Source organism: Ectothiorhodospira shaposhnikovii (assembly GCF_016584105.1).
Lineage (GTDB): Bacteria > Pseudomonadota > Gammaproteobacteria > Ectothiorhodospirales > Ectothiorhodospiraceae > Ectothiorhodospira > Ectothiorhodospira shaposhnikovii.
Map to the genome: position 1 here is coordinate 1 of NZ_NRSM01000011.1, position 19,627 is coordinate 19,627.

Consider the following 19,627-nt stretch of genomic DNA (forward strand, 5'->3'; position numbering starts at 1 on the left):
CTGGTCCTCCTGTTGGTCATGCTGGGGAGATTGCCGCTCACGTTCCTTGCGCAACCACCGATCCAACAGGCTGCGATTGATTCCCAGAGACCGGGCAGCTTCGGCCACCCCATACCCCTGGCGCTCAACCAACGCCACTGCCTCAGCCTTGAATTCCGCCGTGTATCGACGTCGTGCCTTCTTGCTCATGAACACCTCCAATGCATAGCCTACGAGGGCTTAACGGGGTGTCCGCTACAATTGGACCACTTCAAGCGCTGCCATCGAGAACGCGGGATTGGTAAAAGGGTTCTGCATGGTTGTCTCCTAAATCAGGCGGCGGTTCGGACGAGGACGCCACGCGCTTCGATCTGAGCGATCGCGGCGGCCTTCTCTGTGGGGGTGATGGCAACCGGCCAAACCAGGGCATGGCTGGCGACGATGGCGTGGCGGGAGATCAGCAGCGCGTCTTCCCGGTCGATCAGGGTCGCGTCCACGCCAGCGGCGAGCACGCCGACCGCGTTCTCAGTGCCATCGGTGGCGGCCGGGTCGAGCGCTTTCAGCTTGCCGGTCGTGTTGTCGCGGCCGACGATGGCGCCGAGCTGCAGGTTTTGCCCGGCAGCGACGGTGGCCAGGTCGCGTGAATAGAGATTCGGCGCCTCGTACTTGAGGAGATCACCGAGGTTGTTGGTTTCCTGAATGGCAGACATGGCTTACTCCTTCGTGGCGAGTTTCTTGACGGCGGCAACGACCGGGCTGCTCTCCGATCGCACGGTGGTTCCCGCATCGGCGGTGATGCGCGAGGTAATCTCTGGCTGTTCAGCGCGAGCCTCGAGCAGTGCGCGGCGGACTTGGGCCTCGTTCATCCCGGATGCGAGGAATTCCGCCGTGCGCTGCGGCAAGCCTGCGATCAGGCAGATCTCGGCAATGGCTTGCGCCTCGATCCGACCGTTGGTGTGCCCACCGACGATCGATGCCGTCACGGGCGGGGTGGCGGGTTCTTGAACTGGGGTATCTGCCGGGTCTGGCGCGGTCTCCGGCTCGTGTTCGTCCAGGGGGGTCTGCTGTTCGTGATCGGTCATGGTTTTCTCCAAATGAGACTGTTGATAGCTGGAAATCTGCGGGCGTGCGTTCCGTGACGCAGGCGAAGCGCGGGCGAGCGGGCCGCGCTTCGCCGCGCCCGCACTGGGTGTTGCCAGCCGGCGTTGCGCATCCAGTGCGTTGGAGAACTCGATCAGTACCTGATCGAAACTCATCACCGCGTCAGCCAGGCCTGCCGCCACGGCAGCCTCGCCGAAGAGCAGGCCGGCTTCGGTCGCCCGCACGGCATCGCTGTCCAGATCGCGCATCTGCGCGACTTGGCTGACGAAGATCCCGTAGAGCCGATCCACTTCTGCCTGCAGGGTGGAAGCCGCCTGTGGTGACAGCGGCGCATGGGGAGAAAAGTCGTTCTTGTGGTGACCGGCATAGATCGCCGTGTAGGCGACCCCGTCTTTGGCATCCTTGACAGACTGGTCGACATGCAGGGCAATGACGCCGATGGAGCCCACGCCTGCTGTTTGCGACAGGGTGAGGCGCGATGCGGCGGCTGCGATGGCGTATGCCGCCGAGTACGCCGAGTCGTTGGCATGCGCCCAGACCGGCTTGATGTCGTTGGCGGCGCGAATCCGCTCGGCCAGCTCAAACACGCCACCGGCTTCGCCACCAGGGGAGTCGAGGTCGAGCAGGATGCCGCTCACCTGTGGGTCCGCCAGCGCCACGTCGAGGCGTGCGGCGATCTCGCCATAGGAGGTCAGGCCAGAGGCCGCCTCCAGCCCCATTGCCCGTCGTACCAGCGTGCCGTGTACCGGGATGATCGCGATACCGAGTTGCCCAGCCGAGGCGCTGGCCTTTGGGGCGGGAAGCGGGACGGCGGTATCGATGTCCGGCAGTCCGATGCGCGGGCCGAGGACGGATAGGATCACGTCCAATTTCGAGCGTGCAATGAGGAGCGGCGTCCCGTAGAGACGGGACGCCAGGTGTACGAGCTGCATATTAGTTGTCCTGGGGTTCTTGCGCCGGAGCCGGAGTGGCCGTCGCGATGGGCGCTTTGTCGTGGCGCGGATCGGAATCGAAAACCAAGCCGAGCTCGTCGGCTCGTTGGTTGTCTGCCGCGATCTCGCGGTCGATGTCTTCGGCGTCGTAGCCGAAGGCCGAAATGGCTTCAGAACGCGAAAGCAGTCCGGCGCGAATCGCGGTGAGCATCGCGTCGAACTCCTTCTTTGGATCGACCCACTGCCAGCCCTGCGGAATCCACTTCACGGCCAGGTAGTCCCGTTTGCGATCGCTAAAGCCGGGCAGATCGAGTGCGCCTTCGAGCGCGGCTTGTTCCATCCATGCCCGCCAGATTGGTCGGCAGAGCTGGTGAACGATCACGCCATGCTGGATGGCTTCGCAGCGGCGGCGAAACTCCAGCAGGCCGGCCCTGATCGAGGAGTAATTCACCTGCGTCAGATCGCCAGTGAGCATCTCGTAAGTGATGCCCATCGCAGCCGCCACTGCCCGGAACTGCATGCGCAAGAACTCGGCGTAGCTGGCCCCGACGTCTGCCGGCTGGCTGAACTTGACGTCCTCTCCAGGCTCCAGGAGCTGCATGGTCCCGGGTTCCAGTCCAGTGAGGGACACGCCGTTGGCGTCCGCCAGCCCTTCACCCATGAGGTTGTCTTCGGGCGCCAGGCGGGTGATGAAGCCCGCGAACATCGCCGCCGTCTTTTTGCGCACCAGTTCGGCGTCGTCGTACTGGTCCAACTCATTGAGCTTGACCAGCGCTCGTGCAAGCCATGGCTCGCCCCGGATCTGGCCAGGGCGAAGCGGACGGAACAGGTGGATGATCTCGGAAGCTGGCACGCGCACGGTATCCATGCCGCCGGTGCCGGACATCGGCGCCAGCATCCCGTCGCCGGGATGCGAGCGATACAGGTGGTAGGCCGTGCGCCGCCCGAGACGATCGAACTCGATGCCGGCTCGCACCACGTTGCCGGATGGAAGCTCAAGATTCATCGTCGTGGGCAGGTGCTCGGGTTCCAGCACCTGAAGTTGCAGGCCGACTGCCAGACCATCTTCGGGTCGGCGATAGCGCAGTCGCACCAGGACTTCCCCGCCTTCCAGCATGGCCCGGCAGGCGAGTGCCTGCAGACCGTAGAAGTCGGTCACGCCAGCCGCGTCCGCATCACTGCACCAGTCCCACCAGAGTGCGTGAATGGCTTCCCGCAGTGCGTTGTCTGCAAGCATCGACTGCGGCTTGATGCCCGTGCCGATCGCGTTGGCGACGAAGGCCTCCACGCCGGCGGCCGCCCACGCATTGCGTCGCACCAGATCGCGGCTTTTGGCGCGGAGCTCGTTCTGGGTGAAGGCCAGCGCGGCAACGGCACCAGGATTTCCGACCTGCCAAGCAATCGCCCGCCGACCGCTGCCGATACCGTCGTAAGTCGGCGACGGGCCGCCAAACATGCCGCGCCGAAGTTTGGAGAACCAGCTCATCAGGTCGCCTTCCGGGTCATGACGCGCAACTGACGGACGGTGCTTTTCCCTGAATTACGGGCGATCTCTGTCTCGACAGTTCGAATGGCGGCCTGCAACTCTTCGACTGAGCGGTACTCAATCGTTTTGTCGCCGAAGCTCACACGGCGCTCGCCAGTGGCCAGCGCGCGCTTCAACGCGTCGAGCTCAGTAGTGGTGTAAGTCATCGTGTCCTCATCGGCGCATCTGTCAGCTGAGCCAGCGGCTCTTAATCACTCGTCGCCCGGTGCTGCGGGGCGCAGAAACAGCGAGGCCACCGCGTTGGGTGGCCTCGTCAGTCGTTGTGGTGGTCACGGGGTCAGGCGGATCTGCCATCCCCAGTTGTCGCTCCAGCTCGCGCCAATGACGTTCGTCGAAGCGATCCAGTCCCGCCGCTGAAGCGGCTGCGCGGGCGTAGACGTAGCAGTCCAGCGCCTCGTTACGCTCGCGCATCTTTTGCCACTCCCGGATGGGAAAGCCATTCCGGTCGCGTCGGGTGATGAGTTGTTCCGCGCAGAGCTGCTGGATGAACTCCGCGTCCACATGCGGCAGATGGATGAATCCGGCCGGATAGATCGCGGTGATACCGTCCTCGGCCACATCCGCCGATTTGCGCAGGTTGTTGTAGAGCTCGAGCTTGGCAATGCCGACGGCGACCGAGAACACCTTGATACCTCGGCGCAGCTTCTTGCCGCCTTTGGAAATATCCACGGCGGTGGGGGTCCCGATCAGTGCCGCGCCGCGCGCGACACCTTTGATGGCCATGACGCGCGGGTCGCGACTGGCCCGCACGAAGGTATAGGTCTCTTGGGTGGCAAACCCAGTGTCTAAGGCGAACCGTGCCAGCGGCATCGCCGCGCCGGACGCGTGCGTCCAGTTTTCCGCGAGCAGATCCGCCAGTTGTTTCCAAACCGCATCCCGCGCGGTGTCGCCCATCAAGACGCGATGCTCGACCAGCCATGATTCCTTGCCGCGCCCGAAGGCCCAGATGGAGGCTTCGATGCGATCCTTCTGGACATCCGCGCCGCCCACCAGCAGGAGTCCACCGGGAGGAATCGATCCGACCGGGTAGTCCTCGCGCCGCTCGACGAGGCGTTGCCAATCCGGTGCTTCGCCTTCCTCGACCCAGGTCTCACCCAGTTCGGTGTTCTTGAACGTCTTGATGGCCGCCGCAGAACCCGACTCCTTGCTCACAGCCAGTTCCCAGGCGACGGCGATCTCGCGCCAACTGCGCCAGCCGACCGGGCTGTAGAGTGACGACAAGTGAAAGCCAGCCGTCTTGGCGCCATTCTCTGGTGCCAATGCGCGCCACTCGCCGTGTTCCAGCATCCAGGTCTTGTGGTGTTCGGAAATCGGCGCATCGCAGGATTCGCAAACATAGGCGGCGCTGTCCGGCTGGCCTTTCTCCCACCGCAGTTGTTCGAAGCGCAGCCACTGCCGGTGGGAGCAGTGTGGGCAGGGCACAAAGTAGCAGCGCTGATCGGATGCCTCATATTCCCGTTCGATGGCGCTCGCGCCCGAGATTGTTGGCGTCGAGACGATGAAAATCTTGCGTCGCGCGAAGGTTCGGGTACGCGCTTCGGCCAGTGAGATCGCGTCGCCTTCACCCTCAACGTCCAGCGGATAGCCATCCACCTCGTCGAGGAACAGGTAGCGCACTGGCATCGACCGCAGTCCGACCGCGCTGTTGGCGCCCGTCATCACCAGCACGCCGCCCCGGAATTCCTTCGCGAGAATGGTGTTGCCCGAGTCCCGGCTCCTGGCCGGTGCAATCAGCTCGGCCAGAACACCCGACTCCTCGATCAGCGGGTCGATACGCTGCTTAGAGTTGCGCTTGGCCATTTCCACTGTCGGCCAGACAGCCATCATCGGGCCGGGCGCGTGGTGGATGACGTAGCCGATCCAGTTCGATCCCATCTCGGTCGCGCCGAGCTGGGCAGCCTTCATGAACACAACGCGCTCGACCGGGGATGTCGGCGACAGGCAGTCCATGATCGCCTTCAGGTACGGCGTGCGGCTGGTCCGCCAGCGTCCCGGTTCGGCGGACGCCTTGCTGGAAAGCATCCGGTGCCGATCCGACCATTCGGATACGGTCAACAGTGGGTCCGGTGTCAGTCCTTCGCGCCAAGCGCGCTCGATTTCCGCCGCGCCTTCGTAATCCACGTCCAGCATCAGTCCACCCGAGGATGCAATTCGCCCAGCTCTTGCAGGTGTTCACGCACAGCGGCTTCCAGCGCCACGTGCATGGCATGCGGATCGACATCGAGTCTGGCAGCCATCTGCGCCGAGATGCGCGCGGGCCAGTTGAGCCAGGCATCGCGCTCGGAGCGGGCCAGCTTGAACACATGCGCGATGGCCTGTGGCCGATCGACCAGCTCACCTTTCAGGCGAGCCAGTCGCACCTTGTTGGTTTGCGCCTTGACCACTTCGTTGACCGTGCGGGCCTGGAGCAACGACGTGCCACCAGTGGGCAAGGAGGCAGGCCCATCGTTCGACTGCGTGCTGGCGTCCGGTACGACCACTTTGGCCGCCTTGGCGCGGGTACCGGCCTTAGGCACGTCGGAGTTGCGCGCCCATTCGCGATCAGCCTGGTCGGCATCAATGGTTCCGTCAGCCTCCGGCGTGATGCGCCCGGCGTGAATCGCCTTGTGAACAGCAGTGTCGGTCACGCCACGGTGCCGGGCGTAAGCGCGTATCGAAATGCCCATGGTGAGAACCGGTGGCCCCTTCAATCATTTGATCGTCATTCCTCTGGATTGAGCTTGGCTTCCCTCCGGAACAGCGCGTTCATGCGATCACCATCCACGACGTCACAAGGAGACGCACATGACCAAGCCAGCCGACAAACCCCTCGAAAACCTGCTTCAGCAGATTGCGCTGGACCACCTTTTCATTGAGTCCTTGGAGACCCGCAACAGCGACCGACTGGACTTCCACGATGTCAGCGTGTGGGCCGTCAAGAGCGCCCTGATGGCCGCTTACGAGGCGGGTCGGCAGGCCGCCAAGCCGGACTGAAAGAGAAGCGGAGAACGCTTGGCTTCAATCGCGAACAGCGCGTTCATCACGACACCCCATCAACTACTGCCAAGGAGCAGCACATGACCAGCACCCAACTCACCCCGGCCCAGCACGCAATCCTGGCCTACGCACTCGAACACACCAGCGGCAAGATCGACTGGTTCCCCGACAACATCAAAGGCGGCGCACGCAAGAAGGTGCTCGACGGGCTTTTCAATCGCGCTTTGATCACTACCAACGGCACCGACTGGTTCGTCGCCGCCGAGGGCTACGACGCAATGGGTCGCGCCCGTCCCGCGCCTGCGCCCATGGATGCAGACCCCGAACTCGAGGCCGCCGTGTCGTCGGCCGAGGCTGAGTGGGTCAAGGACGCCACCGAGCAGACCAAGCCACGCACGCGCGAGAACAGCAAGCAGGCCGAAGTGCTCCGGATGCTGCTGCGTCCTGAAGGCGCCACGATTGCTCAGATCTGCGGTGTGACCGGCTGGCAAGCGCACACCGTGCGCGGCACCTTCGCCGGCGCATTCAAGAGAAAACTCGGTCTGACCATCGTTTCGGACAAGGCGCCGGGCGGTGAGCGGATCTACCGGATTGCCTGATCAGAAAGATCGAGAAAGAGGCCAAGATCCGCTTGGCTTCTCAATCGAACAGCGCGTTACTACGGGTGTCGCAACGATCAGATCCCAAGGAGCCAACGATGACCACCGCCAGCCAGATTCCCGCCACCCAGAACGGTGCCTGGGGCTTTTGGGGCACGATGAACGAGCACGCCAGCGCCGCGTGGCCCTTGGCGATGACCGCCGTCTCGGACGCCACACACCAGCCCCTTGAATCGGTGCGGACCTTCCTCGACAGCCGCCACGGTCGCCACTTTGCCGACGACGTCCAGAACGGTTTGTACCAAGGCAAGGTCTTGCAGGATGCGATCAACGCCGCCACCCAGCGCTGGATGGGCTGGACGATTGGCCGCCAGACCAGCAAGGACTACGGCATCCCGCGCGGCATGCCTTACCTGACGGGCTTTGTGATTCACTGCGAGATCGTCGAGGAATCGCTCGTCGCCTGATCATCGAACAACGCGCCGTCCGACTCACGGGTGGCCTGCTTTCCGGTCCAGCCCTGCCAGCGACGCACGATCACATCGACGTACTTGGGGTCGAGTTCGATTAGTCGCGCCAGTCGCCCGGACTTCTCGGCGGCGATCAGCGTTGTGCCGGAGCCCCCGAACGGGTCGAGCACCACGTTGCCGGGGCGGCTCGAATTGCGGATCGCTCGCTCAACCAACTCCACTGGCTTCATCGTCGGATGCAGGTCGTTCTTCTGCGGCTTCCTGATGTTCCAGACGTCGCCCTGGTCGCGGTCGCCGCACCAGTGACGCTGAGCGCCCTCGGGCCATCCGTACAGGATCGGCTCGTACTGGCGCTGGTAGTCGGCGCGGCCCAGCGTGAAGGTGTTCTTTGCCCAGATGATGAAGGTCGACCACTTGCCGCCGGCGGCGCGGAACGCTGCCTGCAGCACGTCGAGTTCGCTGGAAGACATCGCCACGTAGATGCCACCCCGGCAATGCGCGATGGTCGGCGTCAGCGCCGCCAGTAGGAAGTCGTAGAAGCCGTCGCCGAGGTTGTCGTTCAGGATCGCACGATCCTTGCCGCGCATCTTGTCCTTGGCGCTGTTTGCGTAGTTCACGTTGTACGGCGGGTCGGTAAATACCATGTCCACCGGCGCGCCATCGAGAAGGCGGTCGTAGCTGTCGGCGACCGTAGAGTCGCCGCACAACAGGCGGTGACCACCGAGCAGCCAGACATCCCCAGGACGCGAGACTGGCGTCTCTGGCATCTCGGGCATGGCGTCATCGTCGGTCTGGCCTTGGCCATCCGATTCGTCGCCGGCCATCAGCTCCGCCAACGCGTCGGCATCGAAGCCGGTCAGCGACAGATCGAAGTCATCGTCCTGCAGAGTGGCGATCTCGATGCGCAGCATCGCGTCATCCCAGCCGGCGTTCTCGGCGATGCGGTTGTCCGCGATCACCAGGGCCCGGCGCTGCGTGGGGCTCAGATGATCGAGCACGACCACCGGCACTGCGTCCAGCCCAAGTTTCTGTGCGGCGGCGAGCCGTCCGTGCCCGGCGACGATGACGCCATCGCTGCCGGCCAGAATCGGATTGGTGAATCCGAACTCGGCAATCGACGCGGCGATCTGTGCCACCTGATCATCCGAGTGGGTGCGTGCATTGCGGGCGTAAGGCACCAGATTGGCCGTCGGCCACTGCTCAATCTTGTCGGCCAACCAGGAAGCGCTCATTGCTCGGCACCCGTGGTTGGCAGTCGTTGCGTGACGACCTTGTCGAAGGATTGGCAGGTGGCCAGCAGCGTGACCGGAACGCCTGGATGGTTTTGGCGGAAGCGTTTGATGGCGACATCCACGTACTCCGGCGCGATCTCGACGGCGCGGCAGACGCGACCGGTGCGTTGGGCTGCCAGTATCGTCGTACCGCTGCCACCGAACGGATCGAACACGATGTCGCCCGAATCCGTGTAGGCGTCGATGGCGAACGCCGGAAGCGCCACCGGGAACACGGCCGGGTGGTCGATGTCCTGACCGATCTTGCCCTTGTGGCGCATCACGCGGATCACCGAGTCGGGAATCCGGGTGTCCTGCGTCGGCTGCCCCTTGTGCGTCCAGCCGCCGACTTCGCCGTCCCTGCTGCGCATGGCCGTGGATGAGCCATCGGCGCGCAGGTGCGACTCCTGGCCTGCGTGCTTGCAGGGCACGATCTTGTTGGGCTTGCGGCTCTGCCGGTTGAAGTGGAAGACGAACTCGAAGCTCGGGGCGAAGCGCCCGGCCCAGTCGCCAGGCATGCCCGGCCCCTGATCCCAGACGTACCACGCGAAGCGCCGCCAGCCTTGTGCACGCATCCAGCCGAGCCACGCGTCCCAATACGGGATGACTTCGTTGTCGCGGTGGATCAGCCCCAGGTTGACCAGCACCTGCCCATCGTCGGCCATCGGCACATTGCCAAACACACCGCGCATCAGGCCATCCCAATCCACGATGCCGCCTGAGGTGTAGTCGCGCTGATTGCCATAGGGCGGCGAGGTGAAGCACAGGCGCGCCGCGTCGCCTTGCATCAGCGTGGCGACCACGGTCGGGTCGGCGGCGTCGCCACAGATCAGGCGATGCGGGCCGATGGCCCAGACATCGCCGGTGCGGGATACCGGCGACACAGGTGCATCCGGCACGTGGTCTTCGGCGTCCGGTTCATCGGCGTCTTGTTCTCGGGCGACTTCTTCGGCTCTCGCATCGTCTGCGAGCAGTGCTGCGATCTCAGCATCCTCAAAACCGGTCAGCGTGAGGTCGTACCCGGCGTCGGACAGCTCAGCCAACTCCAGCGCAAGCAGTTCCTCGTTCCAGCCCGCATCGAGCGCCAGCCGGTTGTCGGAGATGACGTAGGCGCGCTTCTGTGATGGTGACAGGTGAGCGAGTTCGATCACCGGCACTTCATCGAGTCCGAGCTTGCGTGCGGCAGCCATGCGGCCGTGGCCGGCGATGATGCCGTTGTCGCCATCCACCAGGACCGGGTTCGTCCAGCCGTACTCGACGATGCTGGCGGCGATCTTGGCCACCTGCGCGTCGGTGTGCGTGCGCGGATTGCGGGCATAGGGGATCAGCGCCTCGACCTTGCGGTACTCGACGTTGAGCGTGTTCAGAATCGGTTCCTCGAAAAAGAAAACCCGCCGACGGGAAACCGTGGGCGGGTTCGTGATGTGTGCTGGGTGGGGCGGGTGCAAACTGCAAACCCTGCAAACCTAGGTTTGCAGTCTGACGCTAAAAAAGCGCCGCGCTCGCGCCCCCCGCATTGCTTTCTGGCCAGGAAGGACCCGTCGCAACGGGGTATGGCCATCGCGGGCCGGAAACGACGAAGGCCACAGATCGCTCCGTGGCCTTCACGCACCCAATGCTCGCAAGATTAGCCGTAATACTAGCGAAAAAACCTCAGGATGTTGCACGCCAAAAAGCGACCGAAGCCCGCATCGACACGCAGGATTCCCAACGACTTCGCGAATGTTCGCAACTACACCCAACGTCAGCGGCAATTGCCGGCTGCCCCAGTTTTCTTTTCCATCCGCAGGTGCACGGCGACCAATTCAAGTGCCGTCTGCCAGCGACGCCATGCGGTTGTCCGGTCACAGGCAAAGCGGCAGCAGATGTCCTTCCACGGATATCGTTGTGCTCGCATCCAGACGAGGTGTCGCTGTTCTTCTTCCAGCCACTGAACCCACCGAATGGTCTCCAGCATCCGGTCGATGGCAGCCGGGTCGGGAGGAAAGCGGTAGACCCGTGGCTCAGCTCCCAGGTTTTCCCAGTGCATGCGTTTGATCGCCGGCCAGCAGTTGAAGTAGCCCTGCACCCGAACCGGAGGAAGGCGGTGGGCGGTTCGTGCGGCCTCGATGAATCGGTCCGCCACAGTCTCGATCGTCCACTCAGCCATGGTGACGCTCCTTCGGCCCGTACAGCCGATCGCCGATACGGCGAAGCAGTTCACGTTCGACCCAGTCGAGCCGCGTGTCGTCGGGCGATATCACCAGGATCTGTTGGTCGCGCCAGCCCTCGCGCTTGATCTGCTCCGGATCGGGTCGCGGATCGGGTTGCAGTCGAGCCAGGGCACAGCGGTATGCGGGAGTCGGAACCTTCATGTCACACCTCCTGCGTCTCGATCGCCCAGTGCAGGAGGGCAATGGCGTCGGCTTCGTTGTCGTCGGCAGGCGCGTGGCCACGCAGACGAACGGCGCCGATCATCTGGTCCTTGCTCGCATTGCCTTTGCCGGTGGCGTGCTTCTTGATCGTGCCCACCGGAACGCCCTGGTACGGGATCTGGTGGTGCTCGCACCATGCGGTGAGGTGGGCCATGAACCCGCCGTAGGCGTGTGCTGCATCGACGCCGGCGTGGCGTCGGACTTCCTCGAAGTACACCGCTTCGATGCCATCGCAGGACTGCTTGATCTCGGTGAGCCAGCGCTTGAAGCGCAGGTAGCGCATGCCGCCACCCTCAAATCGCTGCGGCTTGAAGGATTCCGTTCCGCTGGTCACGGCGCCGTCGCGATCGCGTACTGCCCAGCCGGTCTGGGTGCCAAGGTCCAGTGCCAGGATCGAGGGCACGGATGGCCGCCGATGATCTAAGCCCTGCTGGCCGGCAAGTCCCTGACGTAGGGCAGAGGGACCCTCTGGTCCCTCTCCTACGTAGTAGGAGGGGGTGTTTTCGCCAACTGGAGAAAGGGAGAAAGTCCAGCAATGGCGCGGGTTTGCGCCAGTTGGCAAGTTGGCAGCGATGCCAACTGCCAACTGCGGGTCATTTCCTGCAATGCCTTGATCTGACTGGACTTTCAGTTGGCATGGGTTTGCCAACTGCGGGTAGTTGGCAAGGAAATGAGTGCAGTTGGCAACGGCGCTGCCAACTGCCGATTGGGCAATATTCATGGGGCCTCCGGATCGTTCAGTTCGTCGTGATAGACCCACACATCTGGGTTCTCGACGGGCATCGAGGCGCCGGAATGCGGGCACTTGTAGTGGGTGGGGAGCACCGTGTGCTCGCGCATCGTCAGCTCGCCGGTGGCCGTGTCGACATCGCCCGCTGGCATGCGCAGCACCATGCCTTCGACGCAGAGATAGCCGAACTTGGTGCGGCCGCTGGAGGGCAGACCGTAGTCAGCCGCGTTGCGGAAATACTTGATGTAGCCCTGCGTCGAGAGCGCGGAGACGCGTTCGCGGATGGTGCGCTCGCCGCCCAGACCGGCCTTTCCCTCGAAAGATTCGGCGAACTGGTTGGCTGTGTAGCAGCGCCCGCTGCCGGCCTCCTCGAACAGGATCTGAAGGATCGCGTCGCGTTTGCGGCGGCGCTCGGCATCCAAGCGCTGGCCGTAGTCCTTCATCACCAACCGCTCGTTGGCGTCGACTTCCCGCCACTCACCGTTGATCTTGTCGACGTGCCGTTGCGGGATACCCGCGCCATTGCGCAGCTCGAAGATGAGCTGGCGAGTGGTGCGCGTTTCATCGGGTCGGAACAGCAGCATGCCGGTCGAGTAGTAACCGCGCAGGCTTCCTGCGCCGGCTAGTGCCTGGAACGGGTCCTCCTCAAACTGCTTCTTGCCTAGCTTCTTGGTGTGGTGAGCGAGGATCACCCCGGCGTCGGGATTGACCGCCTGGCGAATCCGCTCCACCCGCTGCGAGAGGAAGAACAGCATGGCGCCGTTGTCGTTCTCTCCACCGGCATCGCCGCCGTCGAACACGTTGCGGATCGGATCGATGGCGATGATGTCAGGAGGTTCGCCGCCAAAAGCCTTCGCGATCGCTGGGATCACCTGCGCCAGACCGGCGTCATCGAGCACCAGCCGCAACTGCGGCGTGGCCACGAAATTGGCGCGGGCGTCCAGAAGCCGATGGGACGGCAGGCGGACATCCTTCACTCGCTCGCGCAGGTAGTGGTACTGGACCTCGGCCTGCAGGTAGAACACACGTAGCGGACGGGGTGGATGCATGCCCAGAAAAGCAGCGCCAGCCGCCATGTGCGCCAGCCACGACAACAGAAAGTCACTCTTGCCGACCTTGGGCGCACCGCCGAACACCAACATGCCAGCCGGCGTCAGCACGCGCGGAGAGATCAGATCAGGTGGCAGCGGTGAGTTATCGTCGAGCAGTTCGCCGAGCGTGAAGGTGGGCAGGGAGGGAGCCGCCGCCTTGACCACGCGGCGTTCGCCCTGGGCGATGAATGCGGCGCAGTCGAACCCTTCGTCGACAGCGTCTGCGGCGTCCCACTTGGGTGGCTTGTCGGTGGGCGGCACCAGGATGGCCACGGATGTGCTGCCCGCAGCTACGCATGCACGCGCTGCGCTCTCGGCGTAGTCCCAGCCGGGTGCATCCCGGTCCGGCCAGATGACCACGGATTTCCCCGCCAACGGATGCCAGTCGGTTTTGTCGACAGGAGCCTTGGCGCCGTTCATCGCGGTGGTGGCCGCAATACCGTAAGCGATCAATGCAGCCGCACACTTCTCGCCTTCGACCAGGACGACCTCTCGCGCCCTCGAGATGACCGGGAGGTTGTAGAGCGGCCTAGGGTCGGGCGCGCGCCACATGCGGGCACGAACATCCCAGGGGCGATATTCCTTGCCCGTCGGTGGGTCGTAGCGGTAGACGCAGGCGATCAGTTCGCCCTCGGGTGACAGATAGTCCCACTTGGCGGTGTAAGCGCCGAGGTCGTCCATTGGCATGCTGCGAACATCGCGGCGCATCGGCGTGATGTTCGATGGAGCAAGACCGAGCCACTGCCGGATCTCGCTAGCGATGCGCGGGAAGTCGCTGCGTGCGGAGCGACCCTGCGACCGCGCCCACAGATCGATGACATCGCCGCCCTCGTCGGTGGAGAAGTCCTTCCACAGGCCGCGCCGTGGTCCGTCGAGTTCAACCACCAGACTCTTGCCAGGGTTGCCATCGACATCGCCGACGTAGAACTTTCCACCTCGGATGCGCCCCTGCGGAAACAGGTAGTGGAGAACGGCTTCGAGCCGGTCCAGTAGCCCCGCACGCAGCGCATCGGTATCGGATGCCAGTTCGTCGCGCTGCTCGGGGGCGTCATTGAAGTCGAGCCAGATGATGTTGTCGGCCATCATGTCGAACCCCAACAGCGGTCCTGCCAGGGGCAGAACTTGCACTCGACATGCGTCGGTGTAGTCGCATGGCGCGGCAACAGTTCCTGGCTGTCGGTCGCCGTGATGACACGAACCGCGCGATCGGACATCCGTTGCGCCAGGCCGCCATCGAACGGCACCAGCTCGAACCATATCTCCTCGGAGTCCTTGTTGATCGCGGTAAACAACGCCGGGTTCGCGGAAATGCCCGGGATGCTGGCTTCCATGTAGGCCTGATAGATGGCCATCTGCGCGGCATAGACCGGTTTGGATTTGCTGACGCCGTGCTTGACCGTATCCCGCCAGGACTTGTCGTTCATGGTCTTGCACTCCCACAGGGCCGGATAGCTCATTCGTAGCTCTGCGGGGCCGCCGTTCAGGACGCCATCGACGTGCCCTTGAATACGGCCGCTTGCAACGGCAAAGCCGAACTGACCGCCGCTGGCCTTTTGTGTGTACAGATCGAATCCGGCCATGCGCAGCCAACGAATGGCCAGCTCTTCGAGGGCGTGTCCCACCTCGAAGATGCGCAACACGCGCCCCGGGATTTGCCTTCCAGCATCGACAGGTGTTTGGAGATACTCGTATTGCAGCGCGCGCTCGCAGGCGACGCCCAATCGCGACGCACCGAGGTAGTTGCGACGGGATTGGTTGTCACGGTCGGCGCTTAGTGCCGCGTCGATGAGCACGCCTATCAGCTCATGGATCTTGGGACGGTGATTGAAATCCAGCATCAGAATGGCACCCCCGTCGAAGCGGGCTTACCCTGGCGGGCGAGTCGCTCCTCAAGAAATGCGCGATCCTTTTCTGCCATCCGCTCGTGCTCGACGAGCATGTGTTCCTGGTAGGCGGTCACCACCACGTCGATCAGCATCAGCACTTCGTCTTTGCTGTAGTCCGCCAGCGGGCGCTGCATGCCGATGGAGCCCACATACTCACCCAGCGGGGCCAGGCAGGACGCCATGGCAGCCAGCTCCATGTCACTAGGGTCGATCATGTGACCTCCCGTCTTTTCCATGAGCCGTGAAAAGGCGTTCTGACAGCGCATGGAGCAGAACACCCAGCGATCCGAGTAACGGCGTGGATCGCTGCGCGGCATGCGTGGATTGAAGTAGCCGAAGCCCTTGGCCTTGCGAGAGCAGATTGCACATTTCACGCGGCCTCCCGGTGGGCATCGTTGGCAGCCACCACAAGGCGCTGAATCGACGACTTGTTGAACTGGAAGGACAGCAGCGCCGAGGCCTGATAGCGCGTCATGCCAAAGTCGGCGCGTAGCGCCTGCGGCAGATACTGGAGTTGCTTCGCGGTCGGCGGCTCGTTCAGCCAACGACGGGTCTTGTGCGCGGAGTCAGCCGACTCGCGGTCGTTCAGCCAGTCATCGGCTTTGGCCATGCAAACCGTGCGGTCGCCGACAGCCAACAAGCGTGGCTGCAGATCCTTACCTCCGCCCACGGCGTGCCAGCGGCCGTTTAGGAAGAAGACGCCACCCCAGGCGTTGAAGCCAGTCGCCATCAGTGCGTCGTCGCAGCCGAACAGGTCGCACCAGCGGAAGTTGGAGCGCTTGAGGAGATCGATCTCGGTCATCACGAAATCGGCCAGCGCATCTCCTTCCTCGGTGGTCTCGTTCTCCCAGACGAAGCCGCACAGAGGGCATTCGCGGCAGCCGAGCGGGACGGTGGCTTCACAGGACGGGCAGTCCTTGGTGGGCGCTTCGCCGTGATGCTGGTGTCCGTCGAGATTGACGTCCTGTTCCAGAGATCCGTGCATCAAGGTCGCGGTGCCGAAGTCCAGCACCACGCAATCGGTCTTGATGACGCCCGGATGCTCCGTTGGGTCGATGGTGCGCAGGCCACGCCCGATCATCTGGGTCAGAGTCGACTTGTGCGAGCTGGGTCGCAGCAGAACCACGCAGGAGGTGGGCGTGAAGTCGTAGCCCTCCGTGAGCACAGCCACATTGACCACGACCTGCGCGGTACCGGATTCGTACTCGGCCAGTCGTGTCGTTCGCTCAGATTCTGAGAGCTCGCCGTGCACGATCACGGCAGATACCCCGGCATCCTGAAAGGCCTGGCGCACACATTCGGCATGGGCGACGGTCGAGCAGAACACGATCGTCTTGCGGTCGCCGGCTTTCTCCCGCCAATGACGGATCACGGCATCGGTGATGGGTGTCTTGTTGAGAATCGCCTCGACTTCCGTCATGTCGAAGTCCGTGGCCGTACGACGAACCCGCGTCAGTTGCTCTTGGGCGCCGACGTCGATGACAAAGGTGCGGGGCGGCACGAGGTGGCCGGATGCAATCAGCTCGCCGAGGGTGATTTGATCCGCGACGTTGCTGAAGACCTCCCGCAGTCCCTTGCCGTCACTGCGGGCAGGCGTCGCCGTCACCCCGAAGATCTGGGCGCGCGAGTTCTTGTCCAGCACCCGGTCGATTACGCGGCGGTACGAGGCCGAGGCTGCGTGATGCGCTTCATCGATCACCAGCAGATCGAGGATCGGCATGGCAGCGAGATGGTTGTCGCGCGACAGCGTTTGCACCATCGCGAACGTGGCGCGCCCGGACCAGGATTTGTCCTTGGCATCGAACACGGAGGTGCTGACGCCCGGATTCACCCGTGCAAACTTGGATAGGTTCTGGCCGGTCAGTTCATCGCGATGAGCGAGGATGCAGGCCTTGGCATCTGGCTCGGCCAACAAGCTGCCGGCCACCGCCGACAGCATGATGGTCTTGCCCGACCCGGTGGGGCCAACAGATAGGGTGTTGCCGTGTTGGGCGAGCGCCGCCAAAGAGCGCTCGACCAGCAGGGCTTGGCGGGGGCGGAGCATCATGGCGGCGTCCCCCTTACTGTGCCCAGCTCGGGCGACCCGGCACGGAGGCACGGCCCGTGGCCTGGGCATACGCATTCGACCCGTTTGCGGGTGCTGGCGCTTTCGCTGCTCCCTGCGCGCCACCCATAAGGGCTGCGTAGTCCTTGTGGTCGGGCGTGATCGCGGCCTTGATCACGCTCTTGTCTTGGCCGTTCTGGTCTTTGTCCCAGTCGACCTTGCCGAGAAACTCGATGCCATCGAGATCGGCAAACCCGCTGATGCGGCGCGCGTTCTGCGCGGCAGGACTGTTGTCGCCAGGATGAACGCCGCGCGCTGAGTTGAGGATCGCCTTGACGAAGGTGCGGCCCATGTTTGCCCACTCAGGGCCTTTCGGGCTGTGCAGGCCGATCAGCGACCACATCTTGCGACGGGCGAACTCACCCTCCATCACGACGAACTCGCAGTTCAGGTACACCGAGCCGGTGTTGTCGTTACGGGTGGCGTAGCCGCCGGTCCATCCCTGCGACGGATCATCGAAGCCACCCGGCTTGATGGTCATGCGGACACGCACCAGCGTGCCTTTGGGGATCAGGTCGAAAGAGGTCTGTTCGGAAGCGGAATTGAAATCGAAGTAGGTCATGATCAGGACTCCTGAGTCGAAGTGGATTCGGGGATGGCAGCGGGCGCGGGGCGCGCGAAATCGAGCCGTTCGGTAGCGGGCCTGGCCGGGCCGGCGATCTTTTCCATGAGGCGGCCGAGGTGCGGCTCCTCGATCGGATCGAGCCGCCCGGAGCGGTCCTTGGCGGGGTAGCCCCATGCGTTCAGCGTGTGGCAGACGAAGGCGCGGTAACTGGCGCCGTCATCGGCCTTCAGCTCGGCCAAGGTGACGACCTCATCGACGATGCCGGGCAGTTCCAGGCCGGTTTTGGAGCCGTCGATCTGCAGGGAGAACACGCGGCGATTGAAGTCGTCCAGCCGCTCATCGAGGATGCCGACGAACCACACGTTCTTGCCGCGCGTGTGCTGCAGGTGGGTCAGCCAGGCGATCATTTCCTGGCCCATCAGCCCGTATGCACCCCGGCTGTCGGGTTTGCCCGTCTTCTCGGAGTAGGCCTGTGGCTGGCCCTTGCACCATTGCAGGCACAGGCGACCAGCCACGGTGATGGAGTCGACGAACACGGTGTCGTACTTGTCCAGGACCGTCGGATCACCGAAGCGCGCGCATACGGCATCGAAGTGGGCTTGGCTGAACGGCTGGTCGTCGCGCAGCGCCGGGTTCGGCCCGCCGATGTACACCGCGAAGTCACGACACTCCTGCCAGGTGCGCGGACGGATCGTGTCGCCGGCCCAGCCCTCGACCGCGAGATCACCAGCCTCAAGATCAAAGAACAGCGTGGCCGTGGGTTTCAGCGTCCAGAGTTGCGAGGTCTTGCCGATGCCGCTCTTGCCGACGAGCACACCCTTCACGCCACGGCGCTCGGCCAGACGCTGGTCTGCAGTAATGATGGGGAGGCTCATTTGCCGGCCTCCTGAGTGCTGATGCTGGCGAACGCGTCAGCAACGGTGGTCATACCGAGCGCGCCACGCTTGCGGGCCATTTCGTACAGATCGCGCAGACCACTCAGGCGCCTATGGATAACGCGGGTTTCGGACTCCAGGCCCTGGATCGCGAATGCCACGTCATCGATGGTGGCGTCCTCAAGGCGACGCACTACTTCGTCGGGGCGGTTGCCGTCCAGCGCTGGGATGCGAATGGTTTCGGGCAGATCCCGGAGGTACATCTCCGGTTGTTTGCGCAGCATTTCGAGCAGCGTAGGTTTGGTTTTCATGACGATTACCCCTGAAGCAGAGCGAGACGAAAGCCCGGCTTGCCGGTCTTGAGGGTGCGTGCCGGTGCGAAGGTGCTCTTGAGCGACTCGGGCCACGCGTTGAACTTGGTTTCCGAGATCCGGTAGCTGATGTCCACGTACTCGGACGGGTCGTCACCGTTGGCTGCAATGCGACGAGTGATCTCGGCGAGCCGCGTCTGATCCCAGTCGACTTTCTTGGGTAGATCGGCGGTGATGCGGACATGGCCGTCGTCGAAGTGGACGACACCGGTGTCCTTGCCTGCCGCCAGGCGGAGCTGGTGCGCGCGGTCGGCATACTTGAGATCCAGTGCGCGATCGACGTGCTCGACGATCGCCTTGGCAGCGGCGAGAAGATCAGCAGCGTCGTTCTTGAGCTGGAACAGCGACTCGCTGGCAAGCGCAGCCAGTTCGCCGGCCGGGGTGGTCAGGACTTCGTCGGGGGAGATGCGGTTCACAGCGCACCTCCCGCATTGACGCGTTCAGAGGTGCTCTTGCGCAGGCTCTCGGACTCGTAGGCTTCGATGTCCTCGATGCGATAAGCGACGCGACCCTGCAGCTTCAGGAATACCGGGCCGATACCTTCGGAGCGCCAGCGTTCAAGCGTTGCTTCGCTGACTCCCCAACGTTCGGCCAGTTGGCCTTGATTCAGATGTTTGACACTCACGATGCACTCCTTCTGGTTGTTGCGAATTCGTGAGGTCAGTTTCGAAGTCGGCTTGTACGGGCGTCCGCCGCCGCCATGTACGGGCTGATGTA

24 protein-coding genes are annotated in these 19,627 nt (G+C 63.7%); 3 read left to right on the forward strand and 21 right to left on the reverse strand.

What is annotated here, in order from left to right; translation table 11 throughout:
• From CKO35_RS07765 to CKO35_RS07795, 7 genes are all read right to left on the reverse strand, one after another.
• Positions 1 to 189, reverse strand: a 189-nt coding sequence (locus CKO35_RS07765) for a transposase (RefSeq protein WP_200173378.1), incomplete at its 3' end; no start/stop codon positions are given.
• Positions 190 to 311: 122 nt separating this feature from the next.
• Entirely contained in the window at positions 312 to 689 is a 378-nt protein-coding gene (locus CKO35_RS07770) for a head decoration protein (protein ID WP_200174375.1), read from the reverse strand.
• Between the two features lie 3 nt (positions 690 to 692).
• The gene (locus CKO35_RS07775) at positions 693 to 2,012 is read right to left on the reverse strand and encodes a S49 family peptidase (RefSeq protein ID WP_200174377.1); all 1,320 of its coding nucleotides are present in this window, start codon (positions 2,010 to 2,012) and stop codon (positions 693 to 695) included.
• 1 nt (position 2,013) lies between these two features.
• Positions 2,014 to 3,498: a phage portal protein gene (locus CKO35_RS07780; protein ID WP_200174379.1), complete on the reverse strand. Its 1,485-nt coding sequence runs from the start codon at positions 3,496 to 3,498 to the stop codon at positions 2,014 to 2,016.
• Positions 3,498 to 3,704: a phage head-tail joining protein gene (locus CKO35_RS07785; RefSeq protein ID WP_200174381.1), complete on the reverse strand. Its 207-nt coding sequence runs from the start codon at positions 3,702 to 3,704 to the stop codon at positions 3,498 to 3,500. The genes CKO35_RS07780 and CKO35_RS07785 overlap by 1 nt, the downstream gene beginning before the upstream one ends.
• A gap of 22 nt (positions 3,705 to 3,726) precedes the next feature.
• On the reverse strand, positions 3,727 to 5,688 hold the full coding sequence (locus CKO35_RS07790; protein WP_242467092.1) for a phage terminase large subunit family protein: 1,962 nt from the start codon (positions 5,686 to 5,688) through the stop codon (positions 3,727 to 3,729).
• Positions 5,688 to 6,224, reverse strand: a complete 537-nt coding sequence (locus tag CKO35_RS07795) for an elements of external origin (RefSeq protein ID WP_200174387.1) — start codon at positions 6,222 to 6,224, stop codon at positions 5,688 to 5,690. The genes CKO35_RS07790 and CKO35_RS07795 overlap by 1 nt, the downstream gene beginning before the upstream one ends.
• A gap of 118 nt (positions 6,225 to 6,342) precedes the next feature.
• Between CKO35_RS07795 and CKO35_RS07800 the strand changes: the two genes are divergently transcribed.
• The 3 genes from CKO35_RS07800 (at position 6,343) to CKO35_RS07810 (ending at position 7,600) form a co-directional block, all read left to right on the forward strand.
• Positions 6,343 to 6,531: a DUF6900 domain-containing protein gene (locus CKO35_RS07800; protein ID WP_200174389.1), complete on the forward strand. Its 189-nt coding sequence runs from the start codon at positions 6,343 to 6,345 to the stop codon at positions 6,529 to 6,531.
• A gap of 83 nt (positions 6,532 to 6,614) precedes the next feature.
• Complete coding sequence (locus CKO35_RS07805; RefSeq protein ID WP_200174391.1) at positions 6,615 to 7,133, forward strand: DUF3489 domain-containing protein; 519 nt, start codon at positions 6,615 to 6,617, stop codon at positions 7,131 to 7,133.
• A gap of 98 nt (positions 7,134 to 7,231) precedes the next feature.
• Positions 7,232 to 7,600: a hypothetical protein gene (locus tag CKO35_RS07810; protein ID WP_200174393.1), complete on the forward strand. Its 369-nt coding sequence runs from the start codon at positions 7,232 to 7,234 to the stop codon at positions 7,598 to 7,600.
• On the opposite strand, the gene CKO35_RS07815 is transcribed toward CKO35_RS07810, so the two are convergent.
• From CKO35_RS07815 to CKO35_RS07880, 14 genes are all read right to left on the reverse strand, one after another.
• Complete coding sequence (locus CKO35_RS07815) at positions 7,564 to 8,835, reverse strand: site-specific DNA-methyltransferase (protein ID WP_200174395.1); 1,272 nt, start codon at positions 8,833 to 8,835, stop codon at positions 7,564 to 7,566. The genes CKO35_RS07810 and CKO35_RS07815 overlap by 37 nt on opposite strands.
• Positions 8,832 to 10,322, reverse strand: a complete 1,491-nt coding sequence (locus CKO35_RS07820; RefSeq protein ID WP_200174397.1) for a site-specific DNA-methyltransferase — start codon at positions 10,320 to 10,322, stop codon at positions 8,832 to 8,834. Before CKO35_RS07820 ends, CKO35_RS07815 begins: the two co-directional genes overlap by 4 nt.
• Positions 10,323 to 10,618: 296 nt before the next feature.
• On the reverse strand, positions 10,619 to 11,023 hold the full coding sequence (locus CKO35_RS07825; protein WP_200174399.1) for a DUF6362 family protein: 405 nt from the start codon (positions 11,021 to 11,023) through the stop codon (positions 10,619 to 10,621).
• Complete coding sequence (locus tag CKO35_RS07830) at positions 11,016 to 11,228, reverse strand: hypothetical protein (RefSeq protein WP_200174401.1); 213 nt, start codon at positions 11,226 to 11,228, stop codon at positions 11,016 to 11,018. Before CKO35_RS07830 ends, CKO35_RS07825 begins: the two co-directional genes overlap by 8 nt.
• A 1-nt stretch (position 11,229) precedes the next feature.
• Complete coding sequence (locus CKO35_RS17925) at positions 11,230 to 12,009, reverse strand: crossover junction endodeoxyribonuclease RuvC (protein WP_242467093.1); 780 nt, start codon at positions 12,007 to 12,009, stop codon at positions 11,230 to 11,232.
• Positions 12,006 to 14,195, reverse strand: coding sequence for an AAA family ATPase (locus CKO35_RS07840; protein WP_200174403.1), 2,190 nt, complete (start codon positions 14,193 to 14,195; stop codon positions 12,006 to 12,008). The genes CKO35_RS17925 and CKO35_RS07840 overlap by 4 nt, the downstream gene beginning before the upstream one ends.
• A complete protein-coding gene (locus CKO35_RS07845) occupies positions 14,192 to 14,947 on the reverse strand; it encodes a hypothetical protein (protein ID WP_200174405.1) in 756 nt (251 codons plus the stop codon). Before CKO35_RS07845 ends, CKO35_RS07840 begins: the two co-directional genes overlap by 4 nt.
• On the reverse strand, positions 14,947 to 15,369 hold the full coding sequence (locus tag CKO35_RS18350) for a DUF6511 domain-containing protein (RefSeq protein WP_200174411.1): 423 nt from the start codon (positions 15,367 to 15,369) through the stop codon (positions 14,947 to 14,949). The genes CKO35_RS07845 and CKO35_RS18350 overlap by 1 nt, the downstream gene beginning before the upstream one ends.
• Positions 15,366 to 17,042 (reverse strand): DEAD/DEAH box helicase, encoded by a 1,677-nt coding sequence (locus CKO35_RS07855; protein ID WP_200174413.1) that lies wholly within the window; start codon positions 17,040 to 17,042, stop codon positions 15,366 to 15,368. Before CKO35_RS07855 ends, CKO35_RS18350 begins: the two co-directional genes overlap by 4 nt.
• 13 nt (positions 17,043 to 17,055) lie before the next feature.
• Positions 17,056 to 17,661, reverse strand: a complete 606-nt coding sequence (locus CKO35_RS07860; protein WP_009521739.1) for a hypothetical protein — start codon at positions 17,659 to 17,661, stop codon at positions 17,056 to 17,058.
• Between the two features lie 2 nt (positions 17,662 to 17,663).
• The gene (locus CKO35_RS07865; RefSeq protein ID WP_200174415.1) at positions 17,664 to 18,539 is read right to left on the reverse strand and encodes an ATP-binding protein; all 876 of its coding nucleotides are present in this window, start codon (positions 18,537 to 18,539) and stop codon (positions 17,664 to 17,666) included.
• Positions 18,536 to 18,850 (reverse strand): hypothetical protein, encoded by a 315-nt coding sequence (locus CKO35_RS07870; protein WP_200174416.1) that lies wholly within the window; start codon positions 18,848 to 18,850, stop codon positions 18,536 to 18,538. The genes CKO35_RS07865 and CKO35_RS07870 overlap by 4 nt, the downstream gene beginning before the upstream one ends.
• A gap of 5 nt (positions 18,851 to 18,855) precedes the next feature.
• Positions 18,856 to 19,326 (reverse strand): hypothetical protein, encoded by a 471-nt coding sequence (locus tag CKO35_RS07875; RefSeq protein ID WP_200174418.1) that lies wholly within the window; start codon positions 19,324 to 19,326, stop codon positions 18,856 to 18,858.
• The gene (locus tag CKO35_RS07880) at positions 19,323 to 19,535 is read right to left on the reverse strand and encodes a helix-turn-helix transcriptional regulator (protein WP_009521743.1); all 213 of its coding nucleotides are present in this window, start codon (positions 19,533 to 19,535) and stop codon (positions 19,323 to 19,325) included. The genes CKO35_RS07875 and CKO35_RS07880 overlap by 4 nt, the downstream gene beginning before the upstream one ends.
• Positions 19,536 to 19,627 lie beyond the last annotated feature (92 nt).

What these genes read in the sequence shown, in the direction of transcription:
- CKO35_RS07780 (WP_200174379.1), bottom strand. Translation starts at nt 3,498, where the DNA reads ATGAGCTGGTTCTCCAAACTTCGGCGCGGCATGTTTGGCGGCCCGTCG.
- CKO35_RS17925 (WP_242467093.1), bottom strand. Translation starts at nt 12,009, where the DNA reads ATGAATATTGCCCAATCGGCAGTTGGCAGCGCCGTTGCCAACTGCACT.
- CKO35_RS07800 (WP_200174389.1), top strand. Translation starts at nt 6,343, where the DNA reads ATGACCAAGCCAGCCGACAAACCCCTCGAAAACCTGCTTCAGCAGATT.
- CKO35_RS07860 (WP_009521739.1), bottom strand. Translation starts at nt 17,661, where the DNA reads ATGACCTACTTCGATTTCAATTCCGCTTCCGAACAGACCTCTTTCGAC.
- CKO35_RS07805 (WP_200174391.1), top strand. Translation starts at nt 6,615, where the DNA reads ATGACCAGCACCCAACTCACCCCGGCCCAGCACGCAATCCTGGCCTAC.
- CKO35_RS07855 (WP_200174413.1), bottom strand. Translation starts at nt 17,042, where the DNA reads ATGATGCTCCGCCCCCGCCAAGCCCTGCTGGTCGAGCGCTCTTTGGCG.
- CKO35_RS07865 (WP_200174415.1), bottom strand. Translation starts at nt 18,539, where the DNA reads ATGAGCCTCCCCATCATTACTGCAGACCAGCGTCTGGCCGAGCGCCGT.
- CKO35_RS07825 (WP_200174399.1), bottom strand. Translation starts at nt 11,023, where the DNA reads ATGGCTGAGTGGACGATCGAGACTGTGGCGGACCGATTCATCGAGGCC.
- CKO35_RS07790 (WP_242467092.1), bottom strand. Translation starts at nt 5,688, where the DNA reads ATGCTGGACGTGGATTACGAAGGCGCGGCGGAAATCGAGCGCGCTTGG.
- CKO35_RS07830 (WP_200174401.1), bottom strand. Translation starts at nt 11,228, where the DNA reads ATGAAGGTTCCGACTCCCGCATACCGCTGTGCCCTGGCTCGACTGCAA.
- CKO35_RS07795 (WP_200174387.1), bottom strand. Translation starts at nt 6,224, where the DNA reads ATGGGCATTTCGATACGCGCTTACGCCCGGCACCGTGGCGTGACCGAC.
- CKO35_RS07815 (WP_200174395.1), bottom strand. Translation starts at nt 8,835, where the DNA reads ATGAGCGCTTCCTGGTTGGCCGACAAGATTGAGCAGTGGCCGACGGCC.
- CKO35_RS07840 (WP_200174403.1), bottom strand. Translation starts at nt 14,195, where the DNA reads ATGATGGCCGACAACATCATCTGGCTCGACTTCAATGACGCCCCCGAG.
- CKO35_RS07775 (WP_200174377.1), bottom strand. Translation starts at nt 2,012, where the DNA reads ATGCAGCTCGTACACCTGGCGTCCCGTCTCTACGGGACGCCGCTCCTC.
- CKO35_RS07845 (WP_200174405.1), bottom strand. Translation starts at nt 14,947, where the DNA reads ATGCTGGATTTCAATCACCGTCCCAAGATCCATGAGCTGATAGGCGTG.
- CKO35_RS07810 (WP_200174393.1), top strand. Translation starts at nt 7,232, where the DNA reads ATGACCACCGCCAGCCAGATTCCCGCCACCCAGAACGGTGCCTGGGGC.
- CKO35_RS07785 (WP_200174381.1), bottom strand. Translation starts at nt 3,704, where the DNA reads ATGACTTACACCACTACTGAGCTCGACGCGTTGAAGCGCGCGCTGGCC.
- CKO35_RS07870 (WP_200174416.1), bottom strand. Translation starts at nt 18,850, where the DNA reads ATGAAAACCAAACCTACGCTGCTCGAAATGCTGCGCAAACAACCGGAG.
- CKO35_RS07770 (WP_200174375.1), bottom strand. Translation starts at nt 689, where the DNA reads ATGTCTGCCATTCAGGAAACCAACAACCTCGGTGATCTCCTCAAGTAC.